The organism is Pseudomonas sp. PB101 (assembly GCF_009764265.1).
GTDB lineage: Bacteria > Pseudomonadota > Gammaproteobacteria > Pseudomonadales > Pseudomonadaceae > Aquipseudomonas.
Window position 1 is genome coordinate 33,774 of sequence record NZ_RWIR01000087.1, and the last position, 15,214, is coordinate 48,987.

The window sequence follows — 15,214 nt, forward strand, 5'->3', positions numbered from 1 at the left end:
AACGCTGTAGCGTGGCCGGAAATTATACGCTTGCTGCTGGCAAAGGAATGGCAGTGACCCGCCAGTCATCGCCAATTGCACGAATTTCGGTGATTTTGAGTTCCGGCGCATCCTTCATTTGCGCGAGCGGCCAGTCCAGCAGCGGCCGCGCCGAGGAGCCCAGGAACTTGCCGGCGATGAATATCTGGAACTCGTCCACCAGCCCGAGCTGGGCAAACGCACCGGCCAGGCGCGGGCCGGCCTCGACCAACACCTCGTTGACGCCGCGGGCGGCGAGTTCGACCAGCAGTTGATGCAGATCGACCTGGCCATCGTAGCCCGGCACGATCAGGCACTCCGGGCCGTTGGCGTACTGCTCTTCCACTGCCACGCAGGTGGCGACCAGCGCCGGGCCAGCCTTGAAGAATGGCGCATCCAGCGGCACCCGCAGGCGGCCGTCGACCAGCACCCGCAGCGGCGGGCGGCTCATGGCCAGGGCCGTTTGCCCGGCATCCAGGCCCAGTTCATCAGCGCGCACGGTCAGCCGCGCGTTGTCCGCCAGCACCGTATCGGCGCCGGTCAGTACCACACTGGCTTGCGCGCGCAGACGCTGGACGGCCGAGCGCGCCGCCGGGCCGGTGATCCACTGGCTTTCGCCGCTTTCCATCGCCGTGCGCCCGTCCAGGCTCATGGCCAGCTTGACCCGCACGAACGGCAAGCCGTGTTCCATGCGCTTCAGAAAGCCTTGATTAAGCTTGCGCGCTTCGCCTTCCAGCACGCCGCTTTCGCTGGCGATACCGGCCTGGGCCAGGCGTTGCAGACCGCGACCGGCAACTTCCGGGTTCGGGTCCTGCATCGCCGCGACCACCCGGGCCACACCGGCGTTGACCAGTGCATCGGCGCAAGGCGGTGTGCGGCCGTGGTGGCTGCAAGGTTCAAGGGTCACGTAAGCGGTGGCGCCCCGGGCCAGTTCACCGGCGGCACGCAGAGCGTGGACTTCAGCGTGAGGCTCGCCGGCGCGCTCGTGCCAGCCTTCGCCGACAATCTGCCCGCCCTGCACGATCACGCAACCGACCCGCGGATTGGGGTGCGTCGTGTAATGCCCCTTGCGCGCCAGTTCCAGGGCACGGGCCATGAAATGAGCATCGAGGATGGCTTGTTCTGCGGGCGTGGTCATTCTTTCACCGGTTCACGGGCCAGGCGATCGATCTCTTCGCGGAACTCGTTGAGGTCCTGGAAGCGGCGATATACCGAAGCGAAGCGGATGTAGGCGACTTCATCGAGCTTCTGCAGCTCGGCCATCACCAGTTCGCCGACCACGAGGGATTTGACCTCGCGCTCGCCGGTGGCGCGCAGTTTGTGTTTGATGTGCACCAGCGACGACTCGAGACGCTCGACACTCACCGGGCGCTTTTCCAGCGCGCGCTGCATGCCGGCGCGGAGTTTTTCTTCGTCGAACGGCTGGCGACTGCCGTCGGTTTTGATCAGGCGCGGCAACACCAGTTCAGCCGTCTCGAACGTCGTGAAGCGCTCGCCGCAGGCCAGGCATTCACGCCGGCGGCGCACCTGTTCGCCCTCGGCGACCAGACGCGAGTCGATGACCTTGGTGTCGTTGGCACCGCAGAAGGGACAGTGCATGGTGGCAGGCAACAAAAAAAGGGAGGGCCATGGTAGCGCATCCCGGTGGCAAGACAAGCCATAGGGTTTGCGGTATACAGACGGGATGATCACTTGATCCATGGAATTCAGCTTTATGGAGCCACCAATGTCGTTACGTCCGCTCATTTTGCTCAGTGTTTTCAGCCTGCTGGTGGCTTGCGGCAGCGATGCACCCAAGCCCCAGCCGCCAACGCCTGGCCCGGCGCCGCAGCAAGCGCAGAAGAAGGCCCGGGAGGCCGCCGACCTTGGCCCGCTGCCTGCGTATCAGCGCGAATTGAGCGGCACCCTGCAAGGCGTGCCGGCCGGCGCTGAAGTCGAACTGGCATTGCTGGTGATCGACGAAAAAGACCGCCCGCAACAATTGCTCGCCAGTTCCAGCCTGATCGGCAACAACCAGGTGCTGCCGTTTCACCTGCGCTTCAATCCGGAATCCTTCCCGGCCGGGGCCCGCGTTGAACTGCGCGGTCGCGCCAGCCAGTCCGGCCAGTTGATCCTGCACCTGCCATCGCAGCAGATTACCCAGCCGACCACCCAGGCCCTTGGCCAACTGCAATTCGTCAAAGCCCCATGAGTGCACCGCTCGACCTGCAACGGGCCTTGGCTGACCTGCTGGGTGATGCGCAACTGGTGGCCTGCCCGTTGCCGGAAACAGATTTAAAGCTGTGGCTGATCGACGGCGACAAGATGGACCGCGCCTTCAGCCCGGAAGAAACCCGGCGCATCCTGCATGAGCCGCCGTACTGGAGTTTCTGCTGGGCCAGTGGCCTGGCCGTGGCCCGCTATCTGGCCGCCAACCCGCATTGGGTCGATGGCAAGCGGGTACTGGATTTCGGTGCCGGTTCCGGCGTGGCGGGCATTGCCGCGGCGAAGGCCGGGGCGCTCGAAGTGCTGGCCTGCGACCTCGACCCGCTGGCGATTGCCGCGTGTCGGGCCAATGCCGAACTCAATGACGTAGAGCTCAACTACTCGACGGATTTTTTCGCCGAGGCCGATCGCTTCGATCTGATTCTGGTGGCGGACGTGCTGTACGACCGGGCGAACCTGCCGCTGCTCGACCAGTTCCTCAGCCGCGGCCGAGAGGCGCTGGTCGCGGATTCCCGAGTGCGGGACTTCCGTCATCCGTTGTACCAACGCATCGAAATGCTCGAAGCCATGACGCTGCCGGATCTGGCCGAGCCCCACGAGTTTCGGCATGTGAGCCTCTACCACGCTGCCCGCGCCTGACCGTATAGTTGCCCTATTCACGCTTTTACGAGATTGCCCATGAGTCAGGAAACGCCGTACATCTTCGACGCCACGACTGCCGATTTCGACCAGTCGGTGATCGAGAACTCTTTCCACAAACCGGTGCTGGTGGATTTCTGGGCCGAATGGTGCGCGCCCTGCAAAGTGCTGATGCCGATGTTGCAGAGCATTGCCGAGAGCTATCAGGGCGAATTGCTGTTGGCCAAGGTCAATTGCGACCTCGAACAAGACATCGTCGCCCGCTTCGGTATTCGCAGCCTGCCGACCGTGGTGCTGTTCAAGGACGGCCAGCCTGTCGATGGTTTTGCCGGAGCGCAGCCGGAATCCGCCGTGCGCGCCCTGCTCGAACCCCATGTGCAGATGCCGCCACCGGCCGCCGCCGATCCGTTCGAACAGGCCCAGGCGCTGTTCGATGACAGCCGTTTTGCCGATGCCGAAGCGCTGCTCAAAGTGATCCTGGGTGAAGACAACACCAACGCCAAGGCACTGATCCTGTACGCCCGTTGCCTGACCGAGCGCGGTGAACTGGGCGAAGCGCAAGCCGTGCTCGATGCGGTCAAGAGCGACGAGCACAAGGCTGCACTGGCCGGAGCCAAGGCGCAGATCAAGTTTCTCGGCCTGGCCAGGGACCTGCCGGATGCCGCCGATCTGAAGGCGCGGCTGGCGAAAGACCCGCAGGACGATGAAGCGGTTTATCAACTGGCGATCCAGCAACTGGCCCGTCAGCAGTACGATGCCGCGCTGGATGCCTTGCTGAAGTTGTTCACCCGCAACCGCAGCTACAGCGAAGGCTTGCCGCACAAGACCTTGCTGCAGGTGTTCGAGTTGCTGGGCAATGACCACCCGCTGGTGACCACGTACCGCCGCAAGTTGTTTGCCGCGCTGTACTGACCTGTAGGAGCCGGCTTGCTGGCGATGCAGACGCCGCGCTCCATCAGGTGAACCGCGTCATCGTTCATCGCCAGCAAGCCGGCTCCTACAACCAGCGGTAGATCGGCGTATCGGCGCCGCTTTCCACCTTCACGTCCGGACTGTGGCGCAAGCGCACCAACAGGCGCTTGCCCGCCGCCGCACTGCCGGTCAGGCCTTCGAGTTGATCGAGCAGGTCCGGCCCACTGAGCTGCCCGGCCTTGCGTAGTAAATCCCTGGCAATCTGCCACAGCGCATCATCCTGATTCAGCGGTTTCGCCGCCGGGGCGCTGACTGCGGTTTTTTCCACCTGCACCTGCGCCCCCAGTCGCGCCCAGTCCGCGTCGTCCATCTCCAGGGTCAAATCCACCGGCCAGTCGCCGATGCTTCCGCGAATTCGCAACATAGGTCTGCTCCCGCACATTTCTTCTATGCATGCTCCCATGGGGCTTGTGCAACGCCAAGCAGGCAGTCAAACTCTTCGCACTTACGTTATAAGATTACATAACATTTTCTTCATTTTACTATTCGGAGACTCGCCATGCGTCGTCTGCTTCTCGCCCTGCCGTTTGCCATGTTGCCGTTGACTGTCGCCCATGCCGCCACCGAACACGATCATGAGCATGCCAGCCTCGGCGCCCACGAACATGGTGTCGGACGCCTGAATGCGGCGCTGGACGGCAAGACCCTGGAGCTGGAGCTGGAAAGCCCGGCGATGAACCTGGTGGGTTTCGAGCATGTCGCCAGCAGCGATGCCGACAAAGCCAAAGTCGCCGCCGCCCGTGCTCTGCTCGAGCAACCGCTGGCCCTGTTCAACCTGCCGAAAGCCGCCGGTTGCGTGGTGGAAAACCAGGAACTGGAAAGCCCGTTGTTCGGCGATGCCCCGGATGCCGACGATGACCACGATGAAGACGCCAAGGATGAACATCATCACGATCACAGCGAAATCCACGCCCACTACCAGTTCACCTGTGCCACTCCAGCGGCGTTGAAGACCCTGGACCTGGCGAACATTTTCAACTCGTTCCCGGCCACCCAGAAAATTCAGGTACAACTGATTGGCCCGAGCGGGCAGCAAGGGGTTGAAGTGAAGTCCAAGTCTGCAGCCCTCAAATTCTGAATCCACCCTGTTCCGTAGGAGCCGGCTTGCTGGCGATCGCCACGCCGCGGTCTGTCAATGAAACCGCGTTATCGTTCATCGCCAGCAAGCCGGCTCCTACACAGGTCATCAACATTCATGAAATCGGCTAAATGACCCAAGCACTCATCGAACTGTCCGACCTGGGCTTCAGCTGGCCCGGTCACCCGCCGCTGCTGGACATCCCGGCGTTTCGCCTGGAGCGCGGGGAAACCCTGTTCCTCAAAGGCCCCAGCGGCAGCGGCAAGACCACCTTGCTCGGCCTGCTCGGCGGCGTACAAAAACCCGATCGCGGCAGTATCCGCCTGCTCGGCCAGGAGCTGACGCAACTCTCGGCCGGCGCCCGCGACCACTTCCGCGTCGATCACACCGGCTACATCTTCCAGCAGTTCAACCTGCTGCCGTTCCTGTCGGTGCGTGAAAACGTCGAACTGCCCTGCCACTTCTCGAAGCTGCGTGCCGAACGGGCGAAACAACGCCACGGCAGCGTCGACAAAGCCGCCGCCACGCTGCTCGCCCACTTGGGCCTGAAGGATGAAAACATCCTCGGTCGCCGTGCGGACTCGCTTTCCATCGGCCAGCAGCAGCGGGTCGCCGCCGCCCGCGCGCTGATCGGGCAACCGGAACTGGTGATCGCCGACGAGCCGACCTCGGCCCTCGATTACGACGCCCGCGAGAACTTCATTCGCCTGTTGTTCGCCGAGTGCCGCGAAGCCGGGTCGAGCCTGTTGTTCGTCAGTCACGACCAGAGCCTGGCGCCGCTGTTCGATCACAACCTGTCGCTGGCCGAACTCAATCGCGCCGCCACCCCGTCCGAGGTCTGAGATGTATCTGTTTCGTCTAGCCATGGCCAGCCTGGCTAACCGCCGCTTCACCGCGATCCTCACCGCATTCGCCATCGCCCTGTCGGTGTGCCTGCTGTTGGCGGTGGAGCGCGTGCGCACCGAAGCCAAGGCCAGCTTCGCCAGCACCATCAGCGGCACCGACCTGATCGTCGGCGCCCGCTCTGGCTCGGTGAACCTGTTGCTGTACTCGGTGTTCCGCATCGGCAACGCCACCAACAACATCCGCTGGGACAGCTTCGAACACTTCGCCAGCAACCCGAAAGTGAAGTGGGCAATCCCGATGTCCCTCGGCGACTCCCATCGCGGCTACCGGGTGATGGGCACCACCGAAGCCTACTTCGAGCATTACCAGTACGGCCGCCGGCAACACCTGGAACTGGCCGATGGCAGGCCGTTTGCCACTGACCCGTTCGAAGTGGTGCTCGGCGCCGAAGTGGCCGAGGCGCTGCACTACAAACTCGGCGACAAACTGGTGCTGGCCCACGGCGTGGCGGCGATCAGCCTGGTCAAGCACGACGACAAACCGTTCACCGTGGTCGGCATACTCAAGCGCACCGGCACGCCGGTGGACCGCACGCTGCACATCAGCCTCGGTGGCATGGAAGCGATTCACATCGACTGGCATAACGGCGTGCCTGCCCGGGGCGAGGGGCGCATCACGGCCGATCAGGCGCGCAACATGGACCTCACGCCGCAAGCGATCACCGCGTTCATGCTCGGCCTCAACAACAAGATTTCGACCTTTGCCCTGCAACGGGAAATCAACGAATTCCGCGGCGAGCCGATGCTGGCGATCCTGCCGGGCGTGGCGTTGCAAGAGCTGTGGAGCCTGATGGGCACGGCGGAAAAAGCGCTGTTCGTGGTCTCGCTGTTTGTGGTCCTGACCGGATTGATCGGCATGCTCACGGCCATTCTCACCAGCCTCAATGAACGCCGCCGGGAGATGGCGATCCTGCGTTCGGTGGGCGCACGACCCTGGCATGTCGCGACGCTGCTGGTGCTCGAAGCCTTCGCCCTCGCGCTGTCGGGCGTGATCGCCGGTGTGGCGTTGCTGTATGTGTGCATCGCGGCGGCCCAGGGTTATGTGCAGGCCAACTATGGCTTGTTCCTGCCTCTCTCCTGGCCGAGCGAGTATGAATGGACACTGCTCGGTGGCATCCTGATCGCCGCGCTGCTGATGGGTAGCGTGCCGGCCTGGCGGGCCTATCGCCAATCCCTGGCCGATGGCCTGTCGATCCGTTTATGAGGACGTTGAAAATGCCCCGCGCTGTACTTGCGCTGTTGATGCTGGTCGCCCTGCCCCTCTGGGCGGCCCAGCCAAAAGACCTGACCTGGTCGGAGATGATCCCGCCCGACGCGCCGAAAGAAGTGCCGAACATGACGCCGCTGCATGATCTGTCGCAGATGAGCAATGCGCTGTCGGCCGAATCGGCGCCCGCCGCCAAGCAAGACCTGCCCAATGCACCGGTGGTCAAGACCCTCGATGGCCAGAACATTCGCCTGCCGGGTTATATCGTGCCGCTGGAAGTGAGCGAGGAAGGACGCACCACGGAGTTCCTGCTGGTGCCGTATTTCGGCGCCTGCATCCATGTGCCGCCACCGCCGTCGAACCAGATCGTGCACGTCAAGAGCGAAGTCGGTGTGAAGCTCGACGAGTTGTATCAGCCTTACTGGATCGAAGGCGCATTGCAGGTCAAGGCGTCCACCAGCGAACTGGCGGATGCCGGGTATCAGATGGAGGCGGACAAGATTTACCTGTATGAATTGCCGGAGTGAATCCGACAGTCATGTAGCGTCTGATCGACAGCCATCGCGGGCAAGCCCGCTCCCACATTGGAATGCGTTCCCCTGTGGGAGCGGGCTTGCCCGCGATGGGGCCATCAAAAACAACACAAGAACCAGTCATCCCTCACTTTCATTGAGCTGCATCAAAAGACTGGATAGTTAGCCGGCTTACCATTGGACATCGAAAACTTTTAACGTCCTCTGGAGCCCCCATGAACAAGTCCATGCTCAGCGCTTCGCTGGTTGCCCTCGCGCTCGCAGCCCCGCTCGCCCACGCCCACGAGGCCGGTGACATCATCCTTCGTGCGGGCGCCATCACCGTTAACCCGAAAGCCGACAGTTCCAGCGTGAAGGTCGATCAAGGCCCGCTGGCGGGCGCCGACCTGGGCGGCAAGGCGACCATGAGCAGCGACACCCAACTGGGCCTGAACGTCGCCTACATGCTCACCAACAATTGGGGGATCGAATTGCTGGCGGCCACGCCGTTCGAGCATGACGTCAAACTCAAAGGCACCGCCCTGGGCGCCGCCAACGGCAAACTCGGCACGCTCAAGCACCTGCCGCCAACCCTGAGCGTGGTGTATTACCCGCTGGACGCGAAGTCCGCGTTTCAGCCGTACGTCGGCGCCGGTATCAACTACACCTGGATCTACGACGAACACGTCGGCAGCGAAGCCCAGTCCGCCGGCTTCAGCAACTTCAAGGCGAAGAACTCCTGGGGCATGGCCTGGCAGGTCGGTGCCGACTACATGCTGACCGAGCACGTCATGCTCAACGCCCAGGTGCGTTATATCGATATCGATACCCGCGCCACCGTTGAAAACAACTCGATTGCCCCGGGCACCCGTGCCAAGGTCGACGTGGATGTGGATCCGTTCATCTACATGGTTGGTCTGGGTTACAAGTTCTAAAGAACGTTCACGTGGTGGTGAATGAGGCTTGCTGGTGAGCAGACTAAATACTGATGGCGACTGCTGCGCAGTTGAACGGGACGGTGCGGCGATCCGCCAAGCCCCCTCGCCACAGGGAATCTACCCGCTTCAAGGTAAATTCCGGCCGTGAAAAAGGCGCCTGTAAAAAGGCGCCTTTTTCATGTCCGCAGGGCAGTCATCTATCGACCCAGCAATCGCGCCAACCCTATACGCATCGGAGTCTGCTCCGCGGTAGTGAAGCGCTCCAACAGACGCCGGTTGTTGGCCCGGGAGTGACGGATATCACCGGAGCGCGCCGGGCCGTAGCTCACCGGTGGCAGCGTGCCGACCACGGCTTCGAGCGCTTCGAGCATTTGCTTGAGGGTCGTCGCCTGGTTCCAGCCGACGTTGACCGCACCGACTTCGACCCGGGGCTTCTCGATGGCCTGCACCAGTAAGTCAACCAGGTCTTCGACGTAGACAAAATCCCGGGTCTGCTCGCCATCGCCGAACACCGTGATCGGCAGGCCGTTCTGTGCGCGCTCGCTGAAAATGCTGATCACCCCGGAATACGGCGAGGACGGATCCTGGCGCGGGCCGAAGATGTTGAAGAAGCGGAAAACCACCGGCTCCAGCGCATGCTGGCGACGGTAGAAATCGAAGTAGTGCTCACCGGCCAGCTTGTCCGCCGCATAAGGCGTCAGCGGGGCCTTGGGCGTGTCTTCGTCAATCGACTCGCCCTCGCCATTGTTGCCGTACACCGCCGCGCTGGAGGCGAACAACACGCGTTTGACGCCAGTCTGGCGCATGGCTTCGCAGACGTTCAGCGTGCCGATGAAGTTGCTTTGGTGCGTGCGTACCGGATCGTCCACCGAAGCCTGCACCGACGCCACGGCCGCCAGGTGCGCCACGGCGCTGCAGTCGGTCATGGCCCGGGCAACCACGGCCGCATCGGCCACGTCACCGACGATCAGTTCGACCCGGGGATTGTCCAGCGGCAGGTTGCTGCGCTTGCCGGTGGACAGGTCATCGAGAATCCGCACCGCATGCCCCTTGGCAAGCAGGGCGTCGGTCAGGTGCGAACCAATGAAACCGGCACCACCGGTGATCAAAACGGGACCGTCAGCCATGGCGATAGAACCTGTCCAGTAGACCGGGAAGCGCCGCACGCCAGGCGCGTGGTTTGATCCCGAAAGTGTGCAGAATTTTTTTGCAGGCCAGTACCGCGTGTTGTGGCTCTTCCGCCGCATCCGGACGCGCGGCGTGGGCCTGGGCGGTCGGGGCTTCGATGGCCAACTGATGCAGGCTGCGCGCTTCGGTCAGAATCGCCTGCCCCAGCGCCAGCGGCGTGGTCGCCTCATGCCCGGCGTAATGGTAGGTGCCCCACAGCGGCGCGGCGCAATCGAGTTGCTTGAGCACGGAAATGATTACCCGGGCGGCATCGTCGACCGGCGTCGGATTGCCGCGCCGGTCATCGGCCATCAACAGTTCTTCGGGTTGTTCGGCGCGGGCGAGGAAGCGGCCAAGGGCGCCATCCGGACTGTCGTCCAGCAGCCAGCCGAAACGCAGCAGCACGTGTTGCGGGCAGGTGGCGCGAACGCTTTGCTCGATCCGCCACAATGCCTGGCCGCGCAGGCCCAAGGGCACCGGTTCGTCTTTTTCGCTGTAGGCGGTGGCGCGGGAGCCGTCGAACACGCGATAGCTGGAAGGTTGCAGCAGCACGATGTTGTGGTGCTGGCACAGTTCCGCCAGACGCTCGATCGCACGCTCCTGGCCGGCCAGGCGCTGTTCGCTGACTGCCTCGGCCTGAAACCAGTCGAAGTAGTACGCAAGGTTGATCAATGCATCGGGACGGGTGTCGTCGAGCAGTTGTGTCAGGCTCGCGGCATCCCAGCCGTCTTGCGGCGGGCGGGGGGCGAGGAAACCGATGTCTTCCTCCGCACCGAGGCGAATCAGCGCCTGCCCAAGGGCATTTCCGCCGCCCAGTAACATAAGGCGCATTCGCATAGAGTCAGCAGGCCCAGTCTGATTGGAACGATGGCTATATCGACAACGCGCCCAGGCGATGTCGTTGGTAATTGCCGGAATCGTTGCATTTTGCGGGTTTAGTGCGCAACCGTCATCCGTAAAGTGTAGTTGCCTGAGTTTTGCAGTGTCGCCACTGGCCTCATCGCGAGCAAGCTCGCTCCCACAAAGGTCTTGTGTACACCGGCACACTGTGTGGGCTTGCCCGCGAAGGGGCCCTGTCAGCCAATGGAGATCCCCAAGTGGTACTTGCATCTTGGCCCACCCACCCGCATAACTTGCAGCATGAACCTGCCCATCCCCGCAGACAGTGCCCTGAGCGGCTTCCACCCTGCCGTCAGCGCCTGGTTCAGCCACACATTCGCAGCGGTCACCGCCGCCCAGGCCCGGGCGTGGCCGTTGATCCGCCAGCGCCGTTCGACCCTGGTCGCCGCGCCCACCGGCTCCGGCAAGACCCTCACCGCTTTTCTCGCCGTCATCGACGACCTGGTGCATCGCGGCCTGGAAAACCCCGAGGGCCTGCCCGACGCCACCCTGGTGGTCTACGTCTCGCCGCTCAAGGCGCTGTCCAACGACATCCGTATTAATCTGCAAAACCCGCTGGCCGGGATTACCGAGCAATTGCGCGTGATGGGCCTGCCCGAATTGCAGATCACCACCGCCGTACGCACCGGTGATACCGCGCAAAAAGACCGCTCGGCGATGCGCAAGACGGCACCGCACATTCTGGTGACCACGCCGGAATCCCTGTACGTGCTGCTCGGTTCCGATTCCGGTCGGCAGATGCTCGGCACCACACAAACGGTGATCATCGACGAAATCCATGCGATGGCCGCGAGCAAGCGCGGCAGCCATCTGGCCCTGAGCCTGGAACGCCTGCAGGCACTCTGCCCCGAGCCGCTGCTGCGCATCGGTCTGTCGGCCACGCAAAAACCCATTGAAGCCGTCTCGCGCTTCCTGGTCGGTCACGACCGTCCGTGCGAGATCATCGACATCGGCCACGCCCGCCCCCGCGACCTGGACATCGAGGTGCCGCCCGTTCCGCTGTCGGCGGTGATGGCCAACGATGTCTGGGAACTGGTCTACGACCGCCTCGCCGCCCTCGCCCGCGAACACCGGACCACGCTGATTTTCGTCAACACCCGGCGCCTGGCCGAGCGCCTGAGCCGGCACCTGAGCGAACGCCTGGGCAAAGACGCCGTGGCGGCCCATCACGGCAGCCTGGCCAAGGAGTTTCGCCTCGATGCCGAGCAGCGACTCAAGCGCGGCGACCTGCAAGTGCTGATCGCCACGGCATCGCTGGAACTGGGGATCGACATCGGCGACGTCGACCTGGTGTGCCAGATCGCCTCGCCGCGTTCGATTGCCGGATTTCTACAACGGGTCGGCCGTTCCGGGCACCAGGTCGGCGGCACGCCCAAGGGCCGTTTGTTCGCCACCACCCGCGACGACCTGATCGAATGCGCCGCGCTGCTCGACTGCGTGCGCCGGGGTGAACTCGACACCTTGCTGATCCCGCAAGCGCCGCTGGACGTGCTGGCGCAGCAGATCATCGCCGAGGTCAGTTGCCAGGAATGGCCGGAGCAAGCGCTGCTGGAGATGCTGCGCCGCGCCTCGCCCTACGCCGCATTCGACGACAAACATTACCAGGCGCTGCTGCACATGCTCGCCGAGGGCTACAACGGGCGCCAGGGTATGCGCAGCGCCTACCTGCACCGTGACGCCGTAAGCCGCACCCTGCGCGGTCGTCGGGGCGCGAAACTGACGGCGGTGACCAGTGGCGGGACCATTCCGGACAACGCCGACTACGCCGTGCTGCTGGAGCCTCAAGGGCTGAACATCGGCACCATCAACGAAGACTTCGCAGTGGAGAGCATCGCCGGGGACATCTTCCAGCTGGGCAACACGTCCTATCGGATCCTGCGCGTGGAAACCGGCAAGGTGCGGGTCGAGGATGCCCAGGGCCAGCCGCCGACCATTCCGTTCTGGCTCGGTGAAGCACCGGGGCGCAGCGCCGAATTGTCCTCGGCGGTGGCGCGCTTGCAGGCGCAACTCGATGACCTGCTGGGTGCCGCGCCAGGCCACTTGCAGCCCGCACTCGACTGGCTGACCGATACCCTCGGCCTGAACCTCGCCAGTGCCGAGCAACTGGTGGATTACCTGGCCCGTGCGCGGCAAGCACTGGGCGCCCTGCCCTCGCAAGACACGTTGTTGATGGAGCGTTTTTTCGACGAATCCGGCGGCACCCAACTGGTCATTCACACGCCGTTCGGCAGCCGCATCAACCGCGCCTGGGGCCTGGCCCTGCGCAAGCGTTTCTGTCGTACCTTCAACTTCGAATTGCAGGCCGCCGCCAGCGAAGACGCCATCGTGCTGTCGCTGTCCACCAGCCACAGTTTTGAACTGGACGACGTCTGGCGCTACCTGCACAGCAACAGCGCCGAGCACATCCTGGTCCAGGCCGTGCTCGACGCGCCGCTGTTCGGCGTGCGCTGGCGCTGGAATGCCGGCGTAGCGCTGGCCCTGCCACGCTACAGCGGCGGGCGAAAAGTGCCGCCGCAGATCCAGCGGATGAAAAGCGAAGACCTGATCGCCAGTGTGTTTCCCGATCAGATCGCCTGCGTGGAGAACCTCGCCGGCGAACGGGAGATTCCCGACCACCCACTGGTGGAGCAAACTCTCGACGATTGCCTGCACGAAGCCATGGACACCGAAGGCTGGCTGGTCTTGTTGCGGCGCATGGAGCGCGGCGACATCCGCCTGATCAGCCGCGACTTGCCGGCGCCCTCGCCACTGGCCGCGGAGATTCTCAGTGCCCGACCCTATACCTTTCTCGACGACGCGCCGCTGGAGGAACGCCGCACCCAAGCCGTACTCAACCGGCGCTGGAGCGACCCGCAATCCACCGACGACCTCGGCGCGCTGGACGCCGAGGCGATTGCCGCCGTGCGCGACGAAGCCTGGCCGGCACCCGGCAATATCGATGAAATGCACGAGGCCTTGATGAGCCTGGCATGCATCACCGATGCCGAGGCCGGCGCCAACCCACAGTGGCTCGACTGGCTCAGGACCCTGGCCGACAGTGGACGCGCCAGCCGTTTGCGGATCAACGCCGGGCAATCGCTGTGGCTGCCACTGGAGCGCCTGACCTGCCTGCAGGCGATTTATCCACAGGCCGAATGGGCTCCCCCGCTGCAAGCCCTGCCGGGATTCGATGAAGCCTGGGAACCTGACGAAGCCGTTCTTGAACTGATCCGCGCGCGGCTCAGCGCCTTCGGACCACTCGCGCTCGATCGGATTGCCGAACCGCTCGCCTTGCCCGCTACGCAGGTCAACCAGGCCCTGGCGCAGCTGGAGCGCGAAGGCTACGTACTGCGCGGCCGCTTCACCCCGGGCACCGCCCAGGAAGAATGGTGCGAGCGGCATTTGCTGGCGCGAATCCACCGCTATACGGTCAAGCGCCTGCGTCGGGAAATCGAACCGGTGGCGCTGCAGGATTTCATGCGTTTCCTGTTCGACTGGCAGCATGTGTCGAGTGCAAGCCAGGGCCAGGGCGCGGCGGTATTACCTGCCATCATCGCGCAATTCGAAGGCTACCCCGCCGCCGCTTCAGCCTGGGACAGTGACATCCTGCCAGCGCGAATCAAAGACTACTCGGCGACCTGGCTGGATGAGTTGTGCCGCAGCGGCAGACTGGTGTGGACGCGCCTGACGGCGCCCCACAAAACCGCCGGCACTGCGCTGCGCAGCACGCCGATTGTGTTGCTGGCACGCAACCGGGTCGGTCTATGGAGCGATTTGACCGAACAGACGCCGGTCAGCGAACTGTCGCCGAAAACGCAAAAAGTCCACGCCGCCCTCAGCCAGCACGGCGCGCTGTTTTTCGACGAATTGATCCATGAAGCCCACCTGCTTCGTTCTGAGCTGGAAATCGCCCTGCAGGAACTGGTGGGCGCGGGGCTGGTGAACGCCGACAGCTTTGCCGGGTTGCGCGCCCTGATCACCCCGGCCAGCAAGCGCCAGCCGCGCAACAGTCGGCGTGGGCGCGGGGCATTCATCGGCGGCATGGATGACGCCGGGCGCTGGGCCCTGCTGCGACGCGCACCTGCCGCGCCCGTGGTGGAAAACCGGCGCACGCCCGCCGACACTCTGGAACACATCGCCATGACCCTGCTGCGCCGCTACGGCGTGGTGTTCTGGCGCTTGCTGGAGCGTGAGGCGGACTGGTTGCCGAGTTGGCGCGAACTGCTGCGCACTTTCCATCGTCTGGAGGCACGCGGCGAGATTCGCGGCGGGCGGTTTGTCAGTGGCCTGGCGGGCGAGCAGTTTGCGTTGCCGGAGGCGATTCCATTGCTGCGCGAGGTGCGGCGTCGGCCGCATGACGGCAGCCTGGTCGCGGTGTGTGGGGTCGATCCGCTGAACCTCGCCGGTACGCTATTGCCCGGCGTGAAAGTCCCGGCGCTCGCGAGCAATCGGCTGGTGTTCCGCGACGGGCTGCCGGTGGCGGCCGAGATTGCCGGCAAGCAGCAGTTCTGGGGTGAGCTGGATCAGCAACTCAGTGCCGAGGTGCGCAACAAACTGATCCGGCACTGAGGTTGCCTGGTCTGGCGCCTTCGCGGGCAAGCCCGCTCCCACAGTGAGCTATGTCGTTCACAAATTCTGTGCTCACAAAAAAATCTGTGGGCTTGCCCGCGATGAGGCCATCTCAGCCTCCGAAG

At 63.8% G+C, this 15,214-nt stretch carries 14 protein-coding genes; 9 read left to right on the plus strand and 5 right to left on the minus strand.

Features of this window, described 5'->3' with window-relative positions; translation table 11 throughout:
• Positions 1-22: 22 nt before the first annotated feature.
• Together ribD and nrdR are read right to left on the minus strand one after the other, a co-directional pair.
• Complete coding sequence (ribD, locus tag EI969_RS26315) at positions 23-1,156, minus strand: bifunctional diaminohydroxyphosphoribosylaminopyrimidine deaminase/5-amino-6-(5-phosphoribosylamino)uracil reductase RibD (protein WP_160390327.1); 1,134 nt, start codon at positions 1,154-1,156, stop codon at positions 23-25.
• Positions 1,153-1,617 carry a transcriptional regulator NrdR gene (gene nrdR, locus EI969_RS26320; protein WP_003228656.1) on the minus strand — a complete coding sequence of 155 codons (465 nt, stop codon included), beginning with the start codon at positions 1,615-1,617 and terminating at the stop codon, positions 1,153-1,155. The genes ribD and nrdR overlap by 4 nt, the downstream gene beginning before the upstream one ends.
• Before the next feature lie 127 nt (positions 1,618-1,744).
• Here nrdR and EI969_RS26325 point away from each other — a divergent pair, with 127 nt between their 5' ends.
• Genes EI969_RS26325 through trxA form a run of 3 tightly spaced genes read left to right on the plus strand, consistent with a single transcriptional unit; the run spans position 1,745 to position 3,774 of the window.
• Positions 1,745-2,209, plus strand: coding sequence for a YbaY family lipoprotein (locus EI969_RS26325; protein WP_160390328.1), 465 nt, complete (start codon positions 1,745-1,747; stop codon positions 2,207-2,209).
• On the plus strand, positions 2,206-2,862 hold the full coding sequence (locus EI969_RS26330) for a methyltransferase (RefSeq protein ID WP_160390329.1): 657 nt from the start codon (positions 2,206-2,208) through the stop codon (positions 2,860-2,862). The genes EI969_RS26325 and EI969_RS26330 overlap by 4 nt, the downstream gene beginning before the upstream one ends.
• Positions 2,863-2,901: 39 nt before the next feature.
• Entirely contained in the window at positions 2,902-3,774 is an 873-nt protein-coding gene (trxA, locus tag EI969_RS26335) for a thioredoxin (RefSeq protein WP_160390330.1), read from the plus strand.
• A gap of 85 nt (positions 3,775-3,859) precedes the next feature.
• Here trxA and EI969_RS26340 read toward each other — a convergent pair whose 3' ends face one another.
• Positions 3,860-4,198 carry a hypothetical protein gene (locus EI969_RS26340; RefSeq protein WP_160390331.1) on the minus strand — a complete coding sequence of 113 codons (339 nt, stop codon included), beginning with the start codon at positions 4,196-4,198 and terminating at the stop codon, positions 3,860-3,862.
• A gap of 135 nt (positions 4,199-4,333) precedes the next feature.
• On the opposite strand from EI969_RS26340, the gene EI969_RS26345 reads away from it, so the two are divergent.
• The 5 genes from EI969_RS26345 to EI969_RS26365 all read left to right on the plus strand — a co-directional run bounded on the left by EI969_RS26345 (position 4,334) and on the right by EI969_RS26365 (position 8,471).
• Entirely contained in the window at positions 4,334-4,912 is a 579-nt protein-coding gene (locus tag EI969_RS26345) for a DUF2796 domain-containing protein (RefSeq protein WP_160390332.1), read from the plus strand.
• Between the two features lie 131 nt (positions 4,913-5,043).
• On the plus strand, positions 5,044-5,754 hold the full coding sequence (locus tag EI969_RS26350; RefSeq protein ID WP_057713120.1) for an ABC transporter ATP-binding protein: 711 nt from the start codon (positions 5,044-5,046) through the stop codon (positions 5,752-5,754).
• Between the two features lies 1 nt (position 5,755).
• Entirely contained in the window at positions 5,756-7,021 is a 1,266-nt protein-coding gene (locus tag EI969_RS26355) for an ABC transporter permease (protein ID WP_160390333.1), read from the plus strand.
• 11 nt (positions 7,022-7,032) lie between these two features.
• Positions 7,033-7,551 carry a DUF3299 domain-containing protein gene (locus EI969_RS26360; RefSeq protein ID WP_056728945.1) on the plus strand — a complete coding sequence of 173 codons (519 nt, stop codon included), beginning with the start codon at positions 7,033-7,035 and terminating at the stop codon, positions 7,549-7,551.
• Between the two features lie 221 nt (positions 7,552-7,772).
• Positions 7,773-8,471 carry an OmpW family protein gene (locus EI969_RS26365; RefSeq protein WP_160390334.1) on the plus strand — a complete coding sequence of 233 codons (699 nt, stop codon included), beginning with the start codon at positions 7,773-7,775 and terminating at the stop codon, positions 8,469-8,471.
• Positions 8,472-8,671: 200 nt separating this feature from the next.
• On the opposite strand, the gene EI969_RS26370 is transcribed toward EI969_RS26365, so the two are convergent.
• Positions 8,672-9,601: an NAD-dependent epimerase/dehydratase family protein gene (locus EI969_RS26370; protein WP_160390335.1), complete on the minus strand. Its 930-nt coding sequence runs from the start codon at positions 9,599-9,601 to the stop codon at positions 8,672-8,674.
• A complete protein-coding gene (locus EI969_RS26375; protein WP_160390336.1) occupies positions 9,594-10,478 on the minus strand; it encodes a sugar nucleotide-binding protein in 885 nt (294 codons plus the stop codon). Before EI969_RS26375 ends, EI969_RS26370 begins: the two co-directional genes overlap by 8 nt.
• 303 nt (positions 10,479-10,781) lie before the next feature.
• Here EI969_RS26375 and EI969_RS26380 point away from each other — a divergent pair, with 303 nt between their 5' ends.
• On the plus strand, positions 10,782-15,089 hold the full coding sequence (locus tag EI969_RS26380; RefSeq protein ID WP_160390337.1) for a DNA glycosylase AlkZ-like family protein: 4,308 nt from the start codon (positions 10,782-10,784) through the stop codon (positions 15,087-15,089).
• The last annotated feature ends 125 nt before the right edge of the window (positions 15,090-15,214 follow it).